Annotated in this window: 18 protein-coding genes; 13 read left to right on the forward strand and 5 right to left on the reverse strand. The window is 52.5% G+C overall.

From position 1 onward, the window contains the following. The first annotated feature begins 153 nt into the window (after positions 1–153). The 3 genes from KJS42_RS12575 (at position 154) to KJS42_RS12585 (ending at position 3,468) form a co-directional block, all read left to right on the forward strand. The gene (locus tag KJS42_RS12575) at positions 154–1,566 is read left to right on the forward strand and encodes an ABC transporter substrate-binding protein (protein ID WP_239483722.1); all 1,413 of its coding nucleotides are present in this window, start codon (positions 154–156) and stop codon (positions 1,564–1,566) included. 75 nt (positions 1,567–1,641) lie between these two features. Then, complete coding sequence (locus tag KJS42_RS12580) at positions 1,642–2,610, forward strand: carbohydrate ABC transporter permease (protein ID WP_193417286.1); 969 nt, start codon at positions 1,642–1,644, stop codon at positions 2,608–2,610. Between the two features lie 3 nt (positions 2,611–2,613). After that, positions 2,614–3,468: a carbohydrate ABC transporter permease gene (locus tag KJS42_RS12585; RefSeq protein ID WP_193417285.1), complete on the forward strand. Its 855-nt coding sequence runs from the start codon at positions 2,614–2,616 to the stop codon at positions 3,466–3,468. Positions 3,469–3,582: 114 nt separating this feature from the next. Here KJS42_RS12585 and KJS42_RS12590 read toward each other — a convergent pair whose 3' ends face one another. From KJS42_RS12590 to KJS42_RS12610, 5 genes are all read right to left on the reverse strand, one after another. Continuing rightward, positions 3,583–4,323, reverse strand: coding sequence for an ABC transporter permease (locus tag KJS42_RS12590; RefSeq protein ID WP_213623039.1), 741 nt, complete (start codon positions 4,321–4,323; stop codon positions 3,583–3,585). A 1-nt stretch (position 4,324) separates the two neighbouring features. Continuing rightward, complete coding sequence (locus KJS42_RS12595) at positions 4,325–5,041, reverse strand: ABC transporter permease (protein ID WP_213623040.1); 717 nt, start codon at positions 5,039–5,041, stop codon at positions 4,325–4,327. After that, complete coding sequence (locus tag KJS42_RS12600) at positions 5,038–5,952, reverse strand: ABC transporter ATP-binding protein (protein ID WP_213623041.1); 915 nt, start codon at positions 5,950–5,952, stop codon at positions 5,038–5,040. Before KJS42_RS12600 ends, KJS42_RS12595 begins: the two co-directional genes overlap by 4 nt. Positions 5,953–6,213: 261 nt before the next feature. Next, a complete protein-coding gene (locus tag KJS42_RS12605; RefSeq protein WP_213623042.1) occupies positions 6,214–7,614 on the reverse strand; it encodes a sensor histidine kinase in 1,401 nt (466 codons plus the stop codon). Next, complete coding sequence (locus KJS42_RS12610) at positions 7,611–8,291, reverse strand: response regulator transcription factor (RefSeq protein ID WP_213623043.1); 681 nt, start codon at positions 8,289–8,291, stop codon at positions 7,611–7,613. Before KJS42_RS12610 ends, KJS42_RS12605 begins: the two co-directional genes overlap by 4 nt. A gap of 195 nt (positions 8,292–8,486) precedes the next feature. Here KJS42_RS12610 and KJS42_RS12615 point away from each other — a divergent pair, with 195 nt between their 5' ends. From KJS42_RS12615 to KJS42_RS12660, 10 genes are all read left to right on the forward strand, one after another. Beyond that, complete coding sequence (locus KJS42_RS12615; protein WP_213623044.1) at positions 8,487–9,773, forward strand: DUF438 domain-containing protein; 1,287 nt, start codon at positions 8,487–8,489, stop codon at positions 9,771–9,773. Positions 9,774–10,124: 351 nt separating this feature from the next. Next, positions 10,125–11,075, forward strand: a complete 951-nt coding sequence (locus KJS42_RS12620; RefSeq protein ID WP_155606931.1) for an ROK family glucokinase — start codon at positions 10,125–10,127, stop codon at positions 11,073–11,075. Positions 11,076–11,420: 345 nt separating this feature from the next. Then, positions 11,421–12,311 (forward strand): RNase adapter RapZ, encoded by an 891-nt coding sequence (gene rapZ / locus KJS42_RS12625; protein ID WP_193417279.1) that lies wholly within the window; start codon positions 11,421–11,423, stop codon positions 12,309–12,311. 124 nt (positions 12,312–12,435) lie between these two features. Further along, complete coding sequence (locus KJS42_RS12630) at positions 12,436–13,380, forward strand: gluconeogenesis factor YvcK family protein (protein WP_155607041.1); 945 nt, start codon at positions 12,436–12,438, stop codon at positions 13,378–13,380. A 5-nt stretch (positions 13,381–13,385) separates the two neighbouring features. Beyond that, entirely contained in the window at positions 13,386–14,315 is a 930-nt protein-coding gene (gene whiA / locus KJS42_RS12635) for a DNA-binding protein WhiA (RefSeq protein ID WP_155606933.1), read from the forward strand. 109 nt (positions 14,316–14,424) lie between these two features. After that, on the forward strand, positions 14,425–14,694 hold the full coding sequence (locus KJS42_RS12640; protein WP_155606934.1) for an HPr family phosphocarrier protein: 270 nt from the start codon (positions 14,425–14,427) through the stop codon (positions 14,692–14,694). A gap of 149 nt (positions 14,695–14,843) precedes the next feature. Further along, positions 14,844–15,599: an SIMPL domain-containing protein gene (locus KJS42_RS12645; protein WP_155606935.1), complete on the forward strand. Its 756-nt coding sequence runs from the start codon at positions 14,844–14,846 to the stop codon at positions 15,597–15,599. Between the two features lie 538 nt (positions 15,600–16,137). Then, on the forward strand, positions 16,138–17,112 hold the full coding sequence (locus KJS42_RS12650) for an ABC transporter ATP-binding protein (RefSeq protein WP_155606936.1): 975 nt from the start codon (positions 16,138–16,140) through the stop codon (positions 17,110–17,112). Then, positions 17,109–17,960 carry an ABC transporter permease gene (locus tag KJS42_RS12655; protein WP_155606937.1) on the forward strand — a complete coding sequence of 284 codons (852 nt, stop codon included), beginning with the start codon at positions 17,109–17,111 and terminating at the stop codon, positions 17,958–17,960. The genes KJS42_RS12650 and KJS42_RS12655 overlap by 4 nt, the downstream gene beginning before the upstream one ends. After that, a complete protein-coding gene (locus tag KJS42_RS12660; protein WP_213623045.1) occupies positions 17,957–18,763 on the forward strand; it encodes an ABC transporter permease in 807 nt (268 codons plus the stop codon). The genes KJS42_RS12655 and KJS42_RS12660 overlap by 4 nt, the downstream gene beginning before the upstream one ends. Positions 18,764–18,785 lie beyond the last annotated feature (22 nt).

Consider the following 18,785-nt stretch of genomic DNA (forward strand, 5'->3'; position numbering starts at 1 on the left):
AGGGGTTAAGCGGTTACAGGCTTCCTCCTGGCAAGACCCAAAAATAGTTGAACTTTTCCCAATAAGCGCTTACTTATGGAGAGGGGCAAGATGTATTAAAATATGAATGCGGTTACAAAATACCGAGTAGAAAACAAAAAGGGGAGGCAAAGCATGAAACGCATGAAACGCATGAAACACCTGTTGATCGGGATCTCTGCATTGCTGGTGATGACGACAGCCCTCACGGCTTGCGGAGGCAACAACTCCAAGAACGAATCGTCCTCGAATACGAATACGCCGACGGAATCGAATTCTTCCGCGGGTACAGGTTCTAAGGGTGAAAAGGTTACCATCAATCTGTGGAGCTTTACGGATGAAATTCCGAATATGACAACAAAATATTTGGAACTGCATCCAGATGCAAACGTTGAATTCAAAACCACAGTTATCGCTACTACTGATGGCGCTTACCAGCCTGCGCTTGACCAAGCTCTGGCCGGCGGCGGCAAAGACGCTCCGGACATCTATGCGGCTGAAGCAGCATTCGTCCTGAAGTATACGCAAGGTGATGCTTCCAGTTATGCAGCAAACTACGCTGACCTGGGCTTGACTGACCAAATGGTTAAGGACGCAGGCATCGCTCAATACTCTGTAGATATCGGTAGTAAAGAAGGCGCGTTGAAAGGCCTTGGCTACCAAGCAACTGGCGGCGCGTTCATCTACCGTCGTTCGATTGCGAAGGACGTATTCGGAACAGACGACCCAGCTGCAATCAAAGCTGAAGTTGGTCCTGGTTGGGATAAGTTCTTCTCGGCAGCTGAGAAGCTGAAAGCTAAAGGCTACGGCATCGTATCCGGTGACGGCGATATGTGGCATGCGATCGAGAACAGTTCCGAACAAGGTTGGATTGTAGACGGCAAACTTCATATCGATCCAAAACGTGAAGAGTTCATTGATCTCTCCAAAAAGTTGAAAGACAACGGTTTCCATAACGATACACAAGACTGGCAAGAAGCTTGGTTCGCGGATATGTCCGGAACCGGCCCTCAACCGATCTTTGGTTTCTTTGGTCCTGCTTGGCTCATCAACTACACAATGAAAGACAATGTAAAAGATACGAATGGTGACTGGGCAGTTACTGAACCACCAACAGGCTTCTTCTGGGGCGGTACTTGGCTCTTGGCTAACAAAGATGTAACCAAAGACGAAGCGAAGAAAAAAGCAGTTGCAGACTTTATCAATTGGGTAACGCTTGACTCTTCCGAAACGGGCCTCCAATATCTGTGGGCTAACGGCACGATGAAAGAGGGCGAGCAAGGGACGAAGGATAGCGTAGCTTCCTCCGTAGTTATGTCGAAATCGAATGGCGAAGTTCCATTGCTCGGCGGCCAGAACATGTTTGACATTTTCGTACCGGCTAACGCGAACGCTTCCGGTAAGAACTTGACGCAATACGACGAAACAATCAACAAACTCTGGCGCGATCAAGTTCGTGATTACACGGCAGGCAACAAATCCCGTGACGATGCGATCAAAACCTTCAAACAACAAGTGAAAGACCAACTTGGCATCGAAAGCGAATAAGAAGTTATAAGCGGTAGATGCGAAGGGGCGGGGTGTTTCCCGCCCCTTTATATCCATTAAAAAGAGGTGAGAGCCATGCGTCACAAAGGAGTTAATTATTCGAGATACGGGTATATTTTTTCTTTACCCTTTATTTTGATTTTTTTAGTTTTCTCGCTGTATCCCATTGTGTACACTCTAATCATCGGTTTCACGAATATGCAAGGTATTATCCCAAAACCGCTTGAAATTCTCGATAACCCTTTTCAAAACTTTAAAGATCTGATCCTTGAGAATGCTTCATTTAAGAAGTCTCTCGTTAATACAGGGCTGCTATGGGCTATCAACTTTGTCCCACAGATTGGCCTAGCACTCTTGCTCACCGCTTGGTTCACTAACAAGCGCCTAAATATTAAAGGACAAGGTGCATTCAAGATCTTGCTCTATATGCCGAATATTATCACTGCAAGTACGATTGCAGTGCTTTTTAGCTCCCTGTTCGCTTATCCAATGGGACCAATGAACAGTCTATTCCAAATGTTCGGTTGGTCCGATGCGCCGATCTTCTTCCTTCAGGACAAGACGACGGCGCGGGGGATCGTGGCATTCATCCAGTTCTGGATGTGGTATGGGAACACCATGATCATTCTGGTAGCAGGCGTTATGGGCATAAATCCTGCTTTATTTGAGTCCGCGGCAATTGACGGCGCGAACGGTTGGCAAACCTTCTTCCGCATCACGTTGCCAAGTCTTCGTACCATCTTGCTCTACACATTGATTACATCGATGATTGGCGGTTTAACGATGTTTGATATTCCGCAATTGTTCCTGCAAGGTGGACCTAGTGATGCTACACTTACGACTTCCGTCTTTATCTACACGCAAGCGTTCAAGGGAAGTTACATGTACAACAAAGCTGCAGCAGCAAGTATGATCTTGTTCTTGATCGCGGCCCTCTTGTCCGCAGTCTTGTTCTACCTGATGCGTGATCGGGATGCGGCGAAATTGAAAAAAGCACTGAAACAGCAGAAAAAGGCTGATCGTGCAGCTCAAGGGGAGGTGTAAGCCGTGGAAAAAATTAAAGAGGGTAGTGTCGTCGCGTTAAGAGTGAACCGGACGATTATTTATATCGTGTGTATCTTGTTGGCTCTACTCAGCATTCTTCCTTTCTGGATCATGTTTGTGAACGCCACACGTTCCACTCCTGAAATCCAGAGCGGCCTCTCGTTGCTTCCTTCATCTCATATGATGAACAACTTGCGTGTGCTGCTGGACAAGAGCTTTGACCCGATTCAAGGGTTCGTGAACTCGTTTACGATCTCGGGTGCTGCAACCATCCTGACGGTGTATTTCTCGTCCCTGACCGCTTATGGTCTTGTGGCTTATAACTGGAAGTTGCGTCAACCGTTCTTTACCTTTATTATGTGCGTGATGCTGATCCCAGCCCAAGCCAGCTCCATCGGTTTTTATCAGTTCATGTATAAATTACATTGGACCAATAACTTCCTTCCGCTGATTTTGCCAGCGATTGCAGCACCGGCTGTGGTATTTTTCATGCGTCAATACTTGCTTGCTACGTTGTCGTTGGAGATCGTCGAGGCAGCACGCGTAGACGGTTCCGGCGAATTCAAAACGTTTAACCGAATCATTCTGCCACTGATGATGCCGGCGATCGCAACTCAGGCCATTTTTGCCTTCGTAGCGAACTGGAACAACCTGTTTATGCCGCTCATTTTGCTGACGGATAAGAGTAAGTATACGATGCCGATCATGGTAAGCTTACTTCGCGGTGATATTTATAAGACGGAGTATGGTTCCATCTATATGGGGCTAGCGTTGACCGCGTTACCATTGTTCATTGTGTACTTCCTATTGTCCCGGTACATTATTGCCGGTGTCGCTTTAGGTGGCGTCAAAGAATAACCTGGTGTTTTAGCATTTCATAATACCCCCCCTATAAATAGAGGCCTCTAGATTGGCTTGGATGAGTAATGGCTCATCCGGCTAATCTACAGGCCTTTTTGTAGTTGTGTGTTCCTACACCGCTTTGCGTCGGAAGTACAGCATGCCGGCTGCCAGGAACAATAGGAAGCTGCCGAGAACGGTGATAAACAGGCTCTCATACGGCAGATTAAAGGCGCCGTAATCCGCCTGACCGCGCGGCATCATGGCCAGTAGCGGCTGGGCCCATGGGTAGTAAGGGCCAATCTTGGACGAATTGATGATCAACAGATTCGGGATCGTCAGCGAGACATTGACCGCGAGCGGGGCGGCAAAGCTGGTCCAAACCAGCGATACGCCCATCTGCAAAGCGACCAGCGGCAAGCAGGCAATCAGGCCGCCGAGGAGGCTTGTGGCGATCATTCCCCATGGTACCGGGCCGGATATGCCCTGGACCTGCGCCACGATCAGCAAGGCGGCTAAGAATAGCACCTGTGAGATGGCCAGCAGCCCGAGGACGACGGTGAATTTGGCCATGTACACCGCGCTGCGCGAGACAGGCAATACGAGCAACTGCTTCCATCCGCCGCCGGTATGCTCGTAGCGGCACAGGAACGACGGGAACAAGCCGGACATAATCGGCAGGAACAGCAGCCCGTGCAACATCGACATGCCGCTGATCAAGAGTGGCCAGGCGCTCGCATCCAAGCCGTCCGGGAGATCAACTAAGACGCCGATCAGGGCGGACAGGGCCGGGCTGGCTAACAGGACGAGCCATACGCGAGATCTTGCCATTTTCAGGCGTTCGGCGGCCAGGGCGTTTAGGAAGGTTCTCATCTTAATCCACGTCCTTTCGATTAAAGTGAACCAGCCCGATCAGGAGGATAACGGCACCAACGGCTAAGCCAGCGGCCACGAACCATTCGCGGTGCGGGCCGAAGAGCCCGAACATGGGCCAGTTCAGGGGGAACCATTCCGAGAGATTCATCGTAAACGGCGAGATGATCGAAATGGTCACACCGAGGGACACCGGAAGCGCTTGGTTGCGATAAGCCAGTGAAAGCCAGAGCTGCAAGGCCAGAAGCGGAAGTACGGCAAACAGCGGATAAAATCCCAGGCGTGCCAAATCCGGAAAAGGGATCGAGCCGGGTTTGAAGCCGAAGGATACCCCAAGAATCACTGTGGCGATTGATAACAACACGCACGATACGCATAGCAACAGGAAGCACAGCAGGAACTTGGCGCTGAACACCGCGGTTCGGGAGATCGGCAGAGCGAGCAGTTGCTTCAAAGAGCTCACCTGATGCTCCACATTGGCGACCAGCGAGCTAATCAGCGTGCATCCGAGATAAAGGGCAATGGGAACAAAAAACGAGATGTTCTCTAATAATCCGCCCCATGGATCACTCGCATGCTGCTTCATCATCCAGTCAAAGCGCAGCCCATAATTGAGCGCCTGCATGACGATCAGCCCGATCGGAGCCAGGAAAATCAAGAACCAAATGCCTTTGCGTCGAATCTTCAGGAAGTCGGAGGATAGGGAGCGCAACATCATAACGCTGCCCCCTCCCCGATCACCTGCATGAAGATGTCCTCGAGCGATTTTTTCTTCTGTTCAACGCGATAAACGGAATGTCCATTTTCCACCAATCGTTTGACCAGATGGGCCACCTGGGCATCAGCCATGCCCGGAAACGAGAGGGTTCCGTTCTGCAGCTTGCCGGCTGCGCCCAGATCGCGGGCGATCCAGAGCGCCTCGTCCGGCTCCGATACGACGAGTTCCATATCATGCGCAGATCGGAGCCGCAGATTGTCGATTGTATCCTGAAACACCATCCGGCCTTCGCGGATGATGCCCACTTTACTGGCCATCAGTTCCATTTCGCCGAGCAGATGGCTGGATACCAGTACGGTGATGCCGTACTTCTGAGGCATGCTCTTGATTAATTCACGAATCTCGTGAATGCCGGAAGGATCCAGCCCATTGGTCGGCTCGTCCAGGATGAGCAGCTCGGGATTGCCGAGCAACGATGCCGCGATGCCAAGACGCTGCTTCATCCCGAGGGAGAAGCCCTTCACGGGCCGGCGTGCTTCGCTGGTTAGCGAGACGATCTCCAGCACCTCGTCGATCCGCGATTTCGGCACCTGCAAAATGCGGCGAATCGCCTCCAGATTATCAATCGCGCTAAGATGGCCGTAATAAGACGGGGATTCGACCAGCGAGCCGATGCGGCGCAGGATGGCCAGCTTGTCTCGTTGCAGCTCGCGGCCGAAAATGTGGATCGAACCAGAGGTCGGCTGAATTAAGCCAAGCAGCATGCGGATCGTCGTTGTTTTCCCAGCGCCATTAGGCCCCAGGAACCCGTAGATGTCTCCTTTGGCGATCTCCAGGTTTAAATGGTCTACCGCGGCGCGGCCACGGTATTTTTTCGTTAAGCCTTCTGTTTGAATGATCATTTCATTCACGATCTATCACCTCGGAAATGATCATATCGTCCGGAGTTTAAAGACATAGACAGAGGAAGTTTAAGATTCGTTTAATTTTCGGGGGGATCGAAAAAAGGGACTGCGGACAGTCCCTTGCTAATTTAGTCACTGCTGCTGTCACTAGAGCTTCGCGAGTCCCCGGAGTCGCTCCCGCCAACATCGCCATCATCGGCACCATCATCGTAATCCTCATCGTAGTCGTCGTCCTGGTCGTATTTCCTGTTGATCCTCGTTCAACCACTACGGCTTCTCTACGGGGAAAATATATATCTTCGTTCCCTCATCCGTGGATACCGTGTCCCGGGTAAGCCCCATTTCCCGCAGCAGCAGATCGACGATCTGCAGGCCTAGCCCAGCTCCTACAGCGGCTGAAGCGGACTCCATCCCAGGGCCGCGGTCCCCGATCACGAGGGCTATAGCATCGCCACGAGGCTCTACTGTAATCCCCGCATAACGTCCGGAACCCGCATGCCGTACGAGGTTCTGGAACAGGTTATCCAGCACGCGGCGGAAGCCCTGGGCATCAATGTTCCAGTAGAGCGGCTGCTCCGGCAACTCGACATCGGCCGTGATCCCGGCCTTCTCCCAAACGGGATACCAGGCGGCGGCACTCTCCCTTACCAGCCGCATAACATCAAGCCGCTCCAAGGACATGGCATAACGCCCGCTGGAGAGCAGGTTATACGATAATAGATGGTCCATCAGGCCGGACAAATCGCTGATTTTGGTCTCCATCAAAGTCAGCGATTGCCGGCCCTGATCACTTAATGACTCTTGGCGGAGCGAATACAAATGGCTCCCCAGCACAGTCAGCGGCGTACGCAGGTCATGCGATAAATGGCTGATCAGGCTCTTGCGCAGTTCTTCTTCCTCGCTTTCGCGCTGGCGGCTGTCCTTCAGTTCGAATACCATGTGGTTAAAAGCTTGCTCCAACCGGCCGATTTCGTCCGGTCGCCCTTCATGGATAAGAGAGGGAAGCCCATCGGGGCCCGGACGGGTCATGCCGGCCTCCAGTCGCAGCAGCCGTTTGCGAATATCGCTGAAGAACAGATAGGACAGCAGCACGAACGCCCCCAGTAGAATCGCTAAAAAAACGCCGTAGAAACGGCTGTCGCTTTGCCGGTCCACATCTTGGATCACCATAAATTTACGCGGGAGCTCCAGTACCATGAAGCCCTGCTTGGCCCGTTCGTTCCCGCCAATGAAAGCGACGACCGTAAAAGGGTCGGCGTCCACGCGTTGCTTCATGAAGGCGATGGTGTCTTCCAGGGACCACTGCTTCGGCACCGTTCCCTGTTCCGGCAGCTGCAGACGGGTTTGTCCGGCTGTGTCGACCCAATACAGCGCGGCGTCGGGATAACGCTTCTTCAGCTCCTTGAGTTTCCCGTCGATGGTTTCGACAGAAGCTCCTTTCAGCCCGGCGGCAGCCTGGTGCCAAGTGGTCTCGATGTCCATACCCGTCCCGTAGGGGCGTTTGGTTTGTTGCCATAAATGTCCCGGATTCATCAGCAAATTGATACTCCAAGACGCGAAAAAACTAACCGGAATAAGAACGGGGATGAAGACAAAAGCGATTACCAGGATCAACACGTATCTCGTGAGCAGCGATTTGCGGAACTTGCGAACCGGACGGAATCTCATGCTCTCACCCGATACCCGATCCCGCGAATCGTCTCAATGACTTCGGGATTCGCGGGATCGCGTTCCAGCTTCTCGCGCAGGTGGCGGATATGGACCATCAAGGTTTTGTCCCCGTCCAGATAGGGTTCATTCCATACCGCTTCGTAGATCTGCTCTTTGGTCAGGATTTGCCCGAGATGGCGCAGCAGGTAGGCAAAAATATGAAACTGTTTACCGGTCAACACGATTTCTTCGCCGGTGTTCTGATCGATGATCCGATTTTCTTTTTCATACACAAGCAAATGTTTAAGGCGCAGCGGCTCCGGGTCGGTGGAACCCCCGCTGCGGCGCAGCAGCACCTCGATCCGGGCCGCCAGCTCGTCGGGGTGGAACGGCTTCGTCAAATAATCGTCGGCGAATTTGAGCCCCTGCAGCTTGTCGTCGATTGAGGTTCGGGCCGACAGCATCAGCACCGGAAGCTCAGGGTACTGCTGCTTTAAACGTCCTCCTATGGTGAAGCCGTCCAAGCCAGGAAGCATCACATCGAGAATGACCAGCTGGCACTCGGCAGCCTTCTCCACGGCTTGTTCCCCGCTCTTCAGCCAGGTAACGGCGTAACCGCGCTCCTGCAAATTTGTGCTGACCCATTCGCCGATTTCGAGATCGTCTTCAATATATAGCAAATTTGTTATAGGCATGATGGCATTCCTCCTCCTTCTATTTTGGCAAAAGACGGAGAAAAAAGAAACGGGAGGAACCATGATTCGCTCGGAATATTTGTGATTGCAATCACAAGTCGGCGATTTTCCCTGTGCTACCTTGTTCTTGAGAATGGTTATCAGCGAGAGAGTCGGAAGAGACAGAAGTTAAACCCTATAAGGAGGGACTGGACCATGAGTGAATTGATCAATAATCGGGAGTTTGGCGCTCCGGAACTGAACCGGCGTCAGCAACTGCTGAAAGAAATCATTAAAGAGCTGCATCAGGGCAAGAGCGTAGACGAAGTAAAGGCGCGGTTTGAAGCGGCGGTCGGCGACGTGACCGTATCGGAAATCTCCGCGATGGAGCATGCGCTGATGGAAGAGGAAGGCATCCCCGTTGAGGAGGTGCAGCGGTTGTGCTCGGTCCATACGGCGATATTTAAGGGCTCGATTGAAGATATTCACCGCTCGTCCAAGCCGGAGGAACAGCCAGGCCATCCGGTGCACACCTTTAAGCAGGAAAACCGAGAGATCGAGCGACTGGTCAATTTCAAGCTGCGGCTGCATCTCGACAAGTACCGGAGGGAAGCCGGCGAGGAGCTGGTATTCAAGCTGTTGGAGGATTTAAGCCTGCTTCTGGACCTGGATAAGCACTACAGCCGCAAAGAAAACCTGCTGTTCCCGTATTTGGAGAAGTACGGCGTCTACGGACCGACGAAGGTGATGTGGGGAATTGATGACGGAATTCGCATGATGATTAAGGAAACAAAGGGCAAGCTGGCGAACGGCAGCGCAGATCAGGAGACGATCCTCCTGGATCTCGAACGGATCATTAAGGAAGTCAACGAAATGATCTTTAAAGAAGAGAATATTTTGCTGCCGATGGCCCTTGAGAAGTTAACGGAAGACGAATGGGTCAGCATCGCCAGGGAAAGCGAACAAATTGGCTTCTGCTTGACGGCACCGGAGCACGAATGGATTCCGGAGCGTGTGCCGCTTCAGCCTTCAGACGGCGAATCGGGAGGAACTGCGGCCGAAGCCGGGGGAACCGCCCCAGAGGGGACGGCAGTCCCGCAGGGCTTCGTCAAATTCGAAACCGGCATTCTGTCGATGGAGCAGCTGGAGGCGGTGATGAACCATCTCCCGGTCGATTTGACGTTTATTGACGAGAACGATGTCGTCCGTTATTTCTCTCACGGTAAGGAACGGATATTTGCCCGGACGAAGGCGGTCATTGGTCGAACCGTGCAAAATTGCCATCCGCCGCAAAGCGTCCATGTCGTCAACCAATTGTTGGAGGATTTCAAAGCAGGGCGGAAGGATGCCGAGGATTTCTGGATTCCGATCAAGGACAAATTCGTTTACATCCGCTATTTTGCCGTTCGCAGCGAAGATGGCCGTTATTTGGGAACGCTAGAATTCACGCAGAATATCGCTCCCATTCGTGAGTTGGAAGGGCAAAAACGGATTCTATCCTAAATCCGCACGGCACGCGACATACCCCCGGCATTCGTATTGCGAATGCCGGTTTTTTTATGGGCATTGTTGAGGTGACGAGGTCAAAGGGAATTAGTGGGTTTTGGGGTCGCATCCACCTGTCTGTGATCTACGTCATTTACGCAAAATCCCTTATCGTTACTGGGATTGCCGTTTCCCCCCTTCTCTTGACCGAACCGAAGGGTTCGCTTATAGTTGGTACGTAGGAGTAAACTACTTGCGAAGGCGTTTTCAGTCATGGCGCGGTCAGCGTGGTGATGGATAGAGAATGGCCTTTTTGCACGTATGGACACGTAAATTATCTATTATTTAAGAAAAAGGTGGCTTGTGAAAATGTCTGAAAAAATCTACATTGGCGTTGACTTGGGCGGTACGGCAGTCAAGGTTGGCATTTGCAATGAAGAAGGTCAACTTCTTCATACGTATGAAGGCCCAACCGAAGTCGATAAGGGCGCGGATACGATCGTCGCGAACATCGAGAAGTACGTCCGGCGCGTCGTGGAAGAATCGCCGTTCGCCTGGGAGCAGGTCGCGGGGGTAGGCGCTGGCGTGGCTGGGTTTACGAATGTCCGCGAGGGGATTATTATTTTGGCGCCGAATGTAGGTTTGAAGGATTTCCCGATTCGTGAGATTTTGGAACAGCGACTGGGCAAGCCGATCAAAATAGACAACGATGCCAATGTGGCGGCGCTGGGCGAAGCCTGGGGCGGAGCCGGCAAAGGAATCGAGAACTGCGTATGCTACACGCTGGGCACTGGCGTTGGCGGCGGCATCATCATGAACGGTAAAATTTATCAAGGGTTCTCCGGGATGGCCGGCGAGCTTGGGCATATGTCCGTCGTTCCGGACCTGGAAGCGATCGGCTGCGGCTGCGGACAAATGGGCTGCCTGGAGACCGTCTCTTCGGCTACGGGCATTATCCGTATGGCTAAGGATGCCGTGGCACGCGGGGACCGGACGTCGCTGTCGCATGTGGAGAACATTATGGCCAAGGACGTCTTTGATGCGGCTAAAGCCGGTGACGAGGCGGCGATCCGTATCGTGAACCGTGCAGCCTATTATCTGGGCAAATCGATGGCGGCGGTTGCGGTCGTTCTGAATCCAGAACTGTTTATCGTCGGTGGAGGGGTATCCAAAGCAGGCGACATTCTGTTTAACGAAGTCCGCAGCGTATTCGCCAAATTGACGCCGGAGCCGGTGCAAAGAGGCATGCAAATCGTACCGGCTACGCTGGGCAACGATGCGGGGATGGTTGGCGCCGCCGGCCTCTTCCTCCGCTCCTAATTATTAAGGAAGTTCAAAAAGTCGTCTTTCCATCACGAAGCTGAGTCAGTGCGATGTATACCTGCAGGCTAACGGACACCAGAGATGCTATTCGTCCGTTGCAGACCCATTGCGGATTCTAACGGACTGAGGAGACCCTATTTCAGGCAAATGCAGCGAAATGGCCGACCTACGAGCCCAATAAGGTCTCTGAGGTCCGTTACAGCGGGAAACCGCCGGAAAATCGGCCAATAAGGTCATTACGGTCCGTTAGGATCAGTGACGTTCAAGCAGGTCAGGCTAATGGTTTTCTGAGGAGAAAAAAAGAACATGGGACAAGGAGAATTTCGCGAGGAGGGAACAACAATGCCGGAGAAGGAAACAGGTTCGGTCGCCAATCTGATCATTATCACGGGCATGTCGGGGGCAGGTAAATCGCTGGCCGTACGGAGTCTGGAAGATCTCGGATTTTTTTGCGTGGATAATTTGCCTCCGGTGCTGATTCCCAAATTCGCCGAATTGATTGAGCAGTCCAAAGGGAAAATCGCCAAGGTCGCGCTCGTCATCGACTTGCGTGGCCGGGAATTCTTCACGGCGCTGTCGGAGTCGCTTAGCTTTATTAAGGAACATTTCACCATCAAGTGTGAAATCCTGTTCCTCGATGCCACCGACTCGATTCTCGTACAGCGGTATAAGGAAAGCCGCCGCCGTCATCCGCTAGCCCCAGAAGGTATGCCGCTCGACGGCATTCGGCTGGAGCGTAAAATGCTGGATGAATTGCGGATGTCGGCAACCCAGGTGATTGATACCAGCAACATGAAGCCGGCGCAGCTCAAGGAGAAGATCATTTCCCGCTTCTCACATCTGGAGAGCAGCAATTTATCGGTAAATATTACTTCGTTCGGATTCAAATACGGCATCCCAATCGACGCTGACCTGGTGTTCGACGTTCGCTTCTTGCCGAATCCGCATTATATCGAGCAGCTTCGTCCGCACACGGGACAAGACAGCGATGTATATGAATATGTTATGAAGTGGCCGGAGACCCAAACGTTCCTGGCCAAACTGCTGGATATGCTGCATTTTCTGTTGCCGCAGTACCATAAAGAGGGGAAAAGCCAGGTGATCATCGGGATCGGCTGCACCGGCGGGAAACACCGCTCGGTTGCGATTGCCGAATACCTCGGTCGGATGCTCGGCGTCAGCGAAACGGAAACGGTTCGCGTGAGTCATCGCGACGAGGGTCGAGACCGTTAATCTAGCTCCCCTGCAAGTATAGAGGCTATTCAGAAGGAGAATCCGATCTCCTTTGAACCCTCATTAAGAGGTGAACCAAGTGATACATCGGGCTAAGGAGAACAGAGTTCCGCGGATCGTCGTGATGGGCGGGGGCACCGGATTGTCTGTCATGCTTCGCGGGTTGAAAGAGAAACCGCTCGATATCACGGCTATCGTAACCGTAGCCGACGATGGGGGCAGCTCCGGGATTTTGCGCAACGAACTGCAAATGCCGCCACCCGGCGATATCCGAAACGTATTAACCGCGCTGGCCGACGTCGAGCCGCTGCTGTCGGATATGTTGAACTACCGGTTTGCCTCGGGTTCGGGGCTGGCCGGCCATAGTTTGGGCAATTTGATTTTGGCCGCGATTACAGACATTTCCGGCGATTTTGTGACGGCCGTTCGCGAGCTCAGCCGTGTCTTTGCCGTGCGTGGGCGCGTACTGCCCGCTGCCGGTCAGGCGGTGGTGCTGCATGCGGAGATGGAAGACGGCACGATCGTGACCGGGGAATCGAAGATTCCCGAAGTGCGGGGCCGAATTAAGCGTATCTTCCTTGAACCGGAGGAAGTCGAGCCGTTGCCGGAGGCCGTTGAGGCGATCCGGGAGGCCGACGCGATTCTGATCGGACCGGGCAGCTTGTATACCAGCATCATTCCTAACTTACTCGTACCGAAGCTGGCGGAGGCCGTATTGGAGAATACTTCTGCGATCAAAATATTCATATGCAACGTCATGACCCAACCGGGCGAGACGGACGATTACACGGTCAGCGACCATTTGCAGGCAGTGTATAACCATGTCGGCAAGCATTTGTTTGACTACGTGATCGTGAATGACGGCGAAATTCCGCCGCAGGTTCAGGATTTCTACGCAGAGAAAGGTGCTAAGCCCGTCCAGGTAGACTGGGATAACGTGACGGGTCAAGGTTACAAGGTCATCGCCGATACGTTGGTGTTGTTCCGAAGATACCTGCGGCATGACGCTGATAAATTAAGCCATCATATTTACCAACTGGTTGATAACTGGATTTTACGAAAGAGGTGAGTCCCTTGTCATTTGCGGCGCAAACCAAAAAAGAGCTGACGATGGTCGAAGCCTCGGACTGCTGCGAGCAGGCCGAATTATCCGCCTTGATCCGGATGAACGGATCGGTGCAGGTTTCGAACAAAAAGATCATTTTGGATATCTCCACCGAAAACGCCGCGATCGCAAGGCGGATCTACTCCTTGCTGAAGAAGCATTTCCAAATTCATACGGAGCTGCTGGTCCGGAAAAAGATGCGCCTCAAGAAAAACAACGTCTACATCGTCCGCATTCCGGCGCGGGTTGAGGAGATTTTACGGGAGTTGAAAATCGTCTCCGAAGGGTTTATTTTCAACTCGGGGATTAATCCGGAGCTCACCCGGAAAAACTGTTGTAAACGGGCTTATCTGCGTGGGGCATTTATGGCCGGAGGTTCGGTCAACAATCCGGAGGGTTCTTCGTACCACCTGGAGATTGCCTCGATGTACGAGGAGCACTGCAAGGCGCTAGTCGATTTGGCGAATGAGTTTCATCTGAACGCACGCTGCATCGAACGGAAGAAAGGGTTTATTTTCTACATCAAAGAAGGCGAAAAAATCATCGAGCTCCTCAGCATCATCGGCGCGCATCAGGCGTTGTTCAAATTCGAGGACGTGCGGATCATGCGTGACATGCGGAATTCCGTGAATCGCATCGTGAATTGCGAGACCGCTAATTTGAACAAAACGATCGGCGCTGCCGTTCGGCAGATCGACAACATCAAGCTGCTTCAGAAGGAAATGGGTTTGGAGAACTTGCCGGAGAAGCTGCGAGAAGTTGCCGAGGTCCGCTTGGCCCACCCCGATATGAACCTGAAAGAAGTGGGCGAGCTGCTCAAAGGAACGGTAAGCAAATCGGGAGTGAACCACCGGCTGCGCAAAATCGACGAGCTTGCCGAAAAAATTCGCGGGAGCTAAAAAGGTTTTGCTGCTAGTGTCTTACGTACTCCGTATGCTATAATGATAGAAATTATAATGTCTACGAATATGATGATGTGGATTGAATTCGTATAGGGGGTAAGTTTTCATGGTTAAACACCCGGTTACCGTTCGTCTGAAGACGGGGCTGCATGCCCGGCCGGCTGCGCTTTTCGTTCAGGAAGCGAATAAATATTCTTCCGAGATTTTCGTTGAGAAAGACGATAAAAAAGTCAATGCCAAGAGCATTATGGGGATTATGAGCCTCGCGATCAGTACCGGTACTGAGATTTTCATCAGCGCGGAAGGTGCGGATGCTGAGCAGGCTGCAAACGCTTTAATCAATTTGGTCAGCAAAGAGGAGTTGGAGAACCAGTAAACGCTGGTTTTGCCATTCGGAACAAGGGGATGTTTCCGTGGATTTACTGCGGAATCATCCTTTTTTTGCGTGAACTGCAACATTTGTACGCGGTTTGCGTTTAGAAGGGTAAATTACCAATGTCTATCAAATAAATGGAGGTCATGAACATGAGAACATGGATGAAGCCTGCGGCATCGCTGCTGGTTGCGGGGACACTGATTGCCGGAGGAATGTTTGTAAGCGGTACCCTGAATGCGCCGACGCCGGTCTATGCGGATGGCGAGATGCAGAAGAATGTGGTTACGGTTGTGGGCAGTGGCGAGTTATCCGTGAAGCCGGATGTAGCGTATCTATCGATTGGCGTAGTGACGGAAGCCAAGACGGCGAAGGAAGCCCAAAGCGCCAATGCGACCAAGGTTGCTGCACTGACCAAGCTGTTGAAAGAGACATGGGGAATTGCCGATAAGGATATCCAAACCGGCCAATTCTACGTACAGCCGAATTATACGTACAGCGATAAGGAAGGCCAGCAAATCAAGGGGTATTCCGCTCAGCATTCGCTTGAAGTGACCTACCGCGATTTGGCGAAGGTTGGACAGTTGCTCGATGCGGCATCGGCGGCGGGAGCTAACCGGATCGACAATATCCGCTTCAGTACCGAAAATCCGGATCAATATCAGGATCAGGTGATCCAAAAGGCGATGAATGACGCCAACAAGAAAGCGGCGTCGATCGCCAAGGCAGCGAACCGCCAGGTGGGCATCGTACTGAGCATCAGCCAGGCTAATGCTAGTACGCCAATCTTCACGCAGAATTATAAGATGATGGAAATGGCCGCGGCCGATTCCGCAGCTAGCACGCCGGTGGAACCGGGCGAAATCGACCTGCAAACAACATTGACCGTGATGTACGAACTGAAATAACCTATATGCAAATGAAGCTGCCTCCGGGTGTTTGTCGGAGGTGGCTTTTTTTGTAAAAATCGGCGCTCGACGAGCGAGGTGGAACCAAAGGGTTCGCTTGCCCCGTGGGTTTTTGTCTAACGCTTGCCAGGAAGCTTATTTGGGCGAAAAGAGGGGAGTTTCATTTCTAACGCGGATCAGCGAGCTTATGGGTACGAAACCGCCCCTTTTCTGCAGGAAAATCGGGAAATAAGCGCTCCTGTAAGCGTTACATCTCGCACATCCCTGTTTCGGACCCAATAGCGACGCTCACAAGCGTTGGATTTTCGTCTTATTCCTGTTAGCGCATAAATGCTTGGACAAATCGTCCATTGAGTTTCGCCTCGTTCATCCAACGCCGGTCTCGCTCCCGAGATCCCAGAAAAACTATTGTAACCCGCGCCAAAACAAGGTATAGTGAATATGCGAAAAAATGATCTAGGACCTGTTAAGCCATACCAATGGATATGGCTTTTTTTTCTTAGGAAGACAAGCCTACATTGAAGGAGTTGATGCAAAGATGATAGAACTGGCCGCGGTGGAAAAACGCTTTGCGGGACAGGTCGCCTTGCATCCGCTAACGCTCACGATTAAGGAAGGGGAATTCCTCACCTTGCTGGGCCCGAGCGGCTGCGGCAAGACGACGATTTTGCGCATGATCGCCGGGTTCGAGCAACCGTCCGCTGGAAAAATCCTGCTCGACGGACAGGACCTGACGAATTTGCCGCCAAATCGCCGGGATTTGAACCTTGTTTTTCAACATTATGCTTTGTTTCCTCATATGACCGTGGAAGAGAATGTCGCCTTCGGGCTTAAGATGAAGAAGATGCCAGCCAAGCAGCAGCAGGAACGCGTGCGGGAGGCGGTCGAGATGACGCAACTGACCGCGCTCACCAAGCGTTACCCGCATCAGCTGTCCGGCGGGCAGCAGCAGCGGGTGGCTATCGCGCGGGCGATTGCCAACAAGCCTCGGGTGCTGCTGTTGGATGAGCCGTTAGGTGCGTTGGACCTACAGCTGCGCAAGAGCCTGCAAGGCGAGCTCAAGCAGCTGCAGCGCAGTCTCGGCATCACGTTTGTGTACGTGACGCATGACCAGGAAGAAGCGATGATGATGTCCGACCGCATCGTGGTCATGAACAGCGGTCAGGTGGAACAGATCGGCACGCCGCGGGAAATTTACGCACAGCCGGCCACGTTGTTTTCGGCCACCTTCGTTGGCGAGAATAACATCTTCTCCCGGGACGGGCGGTTGTTCGCCGTGCGGCCGGAGAAGCTGAAGGCCGTGCGGGGCGGTGAGAACGGCGAATCCAAGCGAAGCGGCGAGCTGCAAGACGTGCTGTATCTCGGCGGGGTTCACAAGCTGATTGTCCAGCTCGACAACGAACCGATGACCGTCTCGGTGGTGCTCGACGTAAACGATGAGCGCACGTGGCAAATCGGAGAGACGGTTGGGGTGGATTGGAAGCCAGAAGACGAGGTGGTCATCGGATCATGAAGAAATCTGGCTTGAGCATGCTGCCGGTGCTCCTGTGGTTATGCCTGTTCCTGGTCGTGCCGATGCTGATCGTGGTGGGGATCTCCTTTATGGGACGCGACGATCTTGGCAATGTCGTGCTGGATTTTAATCTGGATGCCTATGCGTTATTTTTCGACCCGTTATATTTGGGGATTTATTGGGACACGATTCTGTTATCCGTATTGACGACTGCATTATGCCTACTGCTCAGCTACCCTTTGGCCTACTATATCGCGAATGCCGGCCCGAGAATGCAAACCTGGGGCCTGGTGCTTATTACCGTGCCGTTCTGGATTAACTTCCTGATCCGCACTTATGCCTGGGTGCTGCTGCTGCGTACGCAAGGGATTGTCAACGAGCTCCTGCTTGGCATCGGGCTGATCTCCGAGCCGCTGCAGATGCTGTACACCAAAGGGGCTGTGTTGCTCGGCATGGTGTATACGTTTATTCCGTTTATGGTGCTGCCAATTTATGTGGCGCTGGAGCAAATGGACAAGAAGTTGCTGGAGGCAGCCAGCGATCTTGGAGCAACGCGCTGGAGATCGTTCTGGCACATTACGCTGCCGCAAACCAAGTCCGGGATTATGACCGGTTCGGTGCTGGTGTACGTATCGACGACGGGGATGTTTGTCGTAACCGATATCCTGGGCGGGGCCAAATCGGCTATGATCAGCAACATCATTCAGAGTCAGTTCCTTGGAGCCCGAAACTGGCCGTTTGGTTCGGCGCTGTCGGTGATCTTCGTGATCACGTCGCTGATTCTGATTGCGCTGTTTAATCGGGCGATGACCTCGCGATATCAAAAGGTGCGGGAGGTGCGTTCATGAAAACCAAAAGCCATCCGCTGCTGGGTGTTCATTCGCTGGTGATGATGATTTTTATCTATGTGCCGATCCTGTTTATCGTCGCTTATTCGTTTAACAGCTCTAGGTTGGCGGCGGATTGGAGCGGGTTTACATTCGATTGGTATATTTCGTTGTTCGATAACCGCCATGTCATGGAGGCGCTGGCCAACAGCTTGACCGTGGCGGTTGTCTCGACAGTAATTTCAACGGTGCTTGGCACGCTGGCGGCGCTGGCGATGCGGAAGCTGGGTCGCCGCTTTAAGGCGGGAATGGGCAGCCTGTTGTATCTGCCGATTATTATCCCGGACATCATTATGGGCCTATCCTTGCTGGTCTTGTTCAATCAATTGAATATGCCGCTAGGCAAAATAACGATTATCATCGCGCATATTACGTTCAGCTTGTCCTACGTCTACGTAGTTGTCACCACCCGTCTGTCCGGCATGGGAGGGCAATTGGAGGAGGCGGCACAGGATTTGGGAGCAAGCTCGTGGCAAACGTTCCGACACGTGACCTTGCCGCAAATCGCTCCAGGTATCATCTCCGGGGCGTTGATCGCGTTTACGCTATCGCTGGACGACTTCATGGTGAGCTTCTTTGTCAGCGGGCCGAATTCGACCACACTGCCGATTTACATCTATGGACAAGTCAAACGGGGTATTTCCCCGGAAATTAACGCATTATGTACGATTTTGATCCTGGTAACGGTGACCTTGATTTTCCTGGCGCAATTTGTGCTGAATCGTGGCAAGGGCCAGAAGAAACAATCCGTGCTTCCGTTCTAGGAGGATTCTTATATTCGGTACG

Origin of the sequence: Paenibacillus sp. J53TS2, from assembly GCF_018403305.1 — a bacterium.
GTDB lineage: Bacteria > Bacillota > Bacilli > Paenibacillales > Paenibacillaceae > Fontibacillus > Fontibacillus rhizolycopersici.

What these genes read in the sequence shown, in the direction of transcription:
- KJS42_RS12605 (WP_213623042.1), bottom strand. Translation starts at nt 7,614, where the DNA reads ATGAGATTCCGTCCGGTTCGCAAGTTCCGCAAATCGCTGCTCACGAGA.
- KJS42_RS12615 (WP_213623044.1), top strand. Translation starts at nt 8,487, where the DNA reads ATGAGTGAATTGATCAATAATCGGGAGTTTGGCGCTCCGGAACTGAAC.
- KJS42_RS12655 (WP_155606937.1), top strand. Translation starts at nt 17,109, where the DNA reads ATGAAGAAATCTGGCTTGAGCATGCTGCCGGTGCTCCTGTGGTTATGC.
- KJS42_RS12640 (WP_155606934.1), top strand. Translation starts at nt 14,425, where the DNA reads ATGGTTAAACACCCGGTTACCGTTCGTCTGAAGACGGGGCTGCATGCC.
- rapZ (WP_193417279.1), top strand. Translation starts at nt 11,421, where the DNA reads ATGCCGGAGAAGGAAACAGGTTCGGTCGCCAATCTGATCATTATCACG.
- KJS42_RS12620 (WP_155606931.1), top strand. Translation starts at nt 10,125, where the DNA reads ATGTCTGAAAAAATCTACATTGGCGTTGACTTGGGCGGTACGGCAGTC.
- KJS42_RS12590 (WP_213623039.1), bottom strand. Translation starts at nt 4,323, where the DNA reads ATGAGAACCTTCCTAAACGCCCTGGCCGCCGAACGCCTGAAAATGGCA.
- KJS42_RS12650 (WP_155606936.1), top strand. Translation starts at nt 16,138, where the DNA reads ATGATAGAACTGGCCGCGGTGGAAAAACGCTTTGCGGGACAGGTCGCC.
- KJS42_RS12595 (WP_213623040.1), bottom strand. Translation starts at nt 5,041, where the DNA reads ATGATGTTGCGCTCCCTATCCTCCGACTTCCTGAAGATTCGACGCAAA.
- KJS42_RS12610 (WP_213623043.1), bottom strand. Translation starts at nt 8,291, where the DNA reads ATGCCTATAACAAATTTGCTATATATTGAAGACGATCTCGAAATCGGC.
- KJS42_RS12580 (WP_193417286.1), top strand. Translation starts at nt 1,642, where the DNA reads ATGCGTCACAAAGGAGTTAATTATTCGAGATACGGGTATATTTTTTCT.
- KJS42_RS12575 (WP_239483722.1), top strand. Translation starts at nt 154, where the DNA reads ATGAAACGCATGAAACGCATGAAACACCTGTTGATCGGGATCTCTGCA.
- KJS42_RS12660 (WP_213623045.1), top strand. Translation starts at nt 17,957, where the DNA reads ATGAAAACCAAAAGCCATCCGCTGCTGGGTGTTCATTCGCTGGTGATG.
- KJS42_RS12645 (WP_155606935.1), top strand. Translation starts at nt 14,844, where the DNA reads ATGAGAACATGGATGAAGCCTGCGGCATCGCTGCTGGTTGCGGGGACA.
- KJS42_RS12630 (WP_155607041.1), top strand. Translation starts at nt 12,436, where the DNA reads ATGGGCGGGGGCACCGGATTGTCTGTCATGCTTCGCGGGTTGAAAGAG.